This window comes from Micromonospora sicca (assembly GCF_003172935.1).
Lineage (GTDB): Bacteria > Actinomycetota > Actinomycetes > Mycobacteriales > Micromonosporaceae > Micromonospora > Micromonospora sicca.
Genome location: NZ_QGKS01000293.1, coordinates 1 through 1785, shown reverse-complemented (window position 1 = coordinate 1785; position 1785 = coordinate 1). Strand labels below are relative to the sequence as shown.

Annotated in this window: 2 protein-coding genes; one reads left to right on the top strand and one right to left on the bottom strand. The window is 67.2% G+C overall.

Annotated features, from left to right (window positions below):
- Positions 1-136: 136 nt before the first annotated feature.
- A complete protein-coding gene (locus tag DKT69_RS24260; protein WP_236648197.1) occupies positions 137-871 on the bottom strand; it encodes a cytidylate kinase family protein in 735 nt (244 codons plus the stop codon).
- 227 nt (positions 872-1098) lie between these two features.
- Between DKT69_RS24260 and DKT69_RS24255 the strand changes: the two genes are divergently transcribed.
- Positions 1099-1569, top strand: a complete 471-nt coding sequence (locus tag DKT69_RS24255) for a UPF0158 family protein (protein ID WP_109803808.1) — start codon at positions 1099-1101, stop codon at positions 1567-1569.
- The last annotated feature ends 216 nt before the right edge of the window (positions 1570-1785 follow it).

The window sequence follows — 1785 nt, the reverse complement described above, 5'->3', positions numbered from 1 at the left end:
GGCAACTGTTGGTCGCCGCCCCGACGGCGGCTGCTGGTCCCTACCGCCTCGCGCACGCCTTCAGCAGAGTCGGAGGATCGTCGATTTGATGGGTTCGATGTCCCCGTCGGTGCCCTCTTCTGCCGCGGACCGCGCGTCACGGAGCGCAGCCGGCCGTCCAAGGGCGGCGGCGCACCGACGTGCCCAATTGAGTGCGGTCAGCGTGTTGGGATTCCCAGACCGGCTGCTGGGGCTCGTCGTTGTGCACGATGATGTCGACGTGATCGGTCGGGCGGACCGTAGCGAAGTAGAGCTGTTGGGAGGGGATGTAACGCTCGCGCCAGCGCCGTTCGACTTCGGCCCGAGATGACACCCGGCGCTCTCGGATCACGGCACGATCCACGGTCTTCTCGAGCGCGGTCGACACGAAGATGCGCAGATCCCACCGATCAATCAGTTCCGGGCGCATGAGGAAGACGCCGTCGAAGACCAGTACGGCGTCGGCGGGGGCAGTCGTGACCGGCGGGGACAGCGCGGTATCCGCTGTGCGGTCGTAGACCGCGTGTTGGAAGCGTCGATCTCCGCCTGGGCCGAGCGGATCGAGCAGAACCCGGTTCAGCGCGTCGTAGTTGTGGGTGTCGAGGTAGCAGCCTTCGGCCGAGTACTCGCCGCGTGGATAGCGCTGTGCCCGGGGGAAGAGGAAATCGTCGATCGTCGCGCGGATGACGTGGCGGCCCTGTGTGCGCAAGGCGACGGCCAGTTCGTCGGCGAGCGTGGTCTTGCCTGCGGCGGGCGGTCCGTCGATGGCAACCCGCGTCGGGCGTGCGACTGTGACGGACCCGACTGCCTCAGCCAGGCGGCCGAGCAGCTCGTCGCGGGTGCCTTGGTCCATGTCGGGCCCCGTCCTAGTCTCGCGAAGGCCGGCGGTCGAGCCGACCTTACGCGCGCCAGCCTTCTCGCGCCCACTCCCCGAGTGAGTGAGATTGCCGCATGCGGAAGTGGCTGCGGTCACGGCGCAAACAGGCTGTCATGCTAGCGCTGCTCGCTCGGTCTAGCGTGACCGGTCATGCCGCTGGTCACGGGTCGAAGCGCGGGCAGGAGCGGGTTTATGGTGGCCGCATGCTTGACCTGGGCAGGCTAGACCTGGAGGAGATCGCCACCGCGCTCGAGGACCAGACCGACTACGAGCACCGATGGCTGATCAACCCGCAGACCGGCGAGATCGTGTTCTGGACGACGGACGGCGGCATCGACGGGCACACGCCCGTCGACCTTGACGACCTCGACCTGGTCGGTATTGATCCGCTGCCGTCCTACGTCTGGTACCAGGACATGGCCGACTTTGCCGAGAGGATCAGTGATGCGGCGGCCGGCCGCAGACTCGCGCGAGCGATCCAGGGCAAGGGCGCCTTCCGGCGGTTCAAGAACGAGTTGCATGCGGAGTATCCGCACCTACTGCCAGCGTGGTACGCCTTCCGCGGCGTGCGCGCAAAGCGGCGGGCTGTTGAATGGCTGGTCGACAACTCGCTGGTCGACGACGAAACGGGCGAGCGTTTCGTGGCCGAGCACCCAGATCCCGACCTTCCCTGAGCTGGCGCCCGCGCCGCGCGACTTCCTGCACCACGAACGAACACATGTGCCGCATCCGTGGCGCTGACCTTCGTCGGTGAGCAACCGGATCTGCCGATGACAGTGCAGTGCCGACCGTAGAAGCTGACGATCTCATGCGGGTATCGGGCCGATCTGATTGCGTCGGGGCCGGCCGCCGCTGCGCGCGGGGTTTCGATCGGGATTCGTGGGCGCTAC

Coding starts and splice junctions, on each gene's coding strand:
- DKT69_RS24260 (WP_236648197.1), bottom strand. CDS start 871: ATGGACCAAGGCACCCGCGACGAGCTGCTCGGCCGCCTGGCTGAGGCA.
- DKT69_RS24255 (WP_109803808.1), top strand. CDS start 1,099: ATGCTTGACCTGGGCAGGCTAGACCTGGAGGAGATCGCCACCGCGCTC.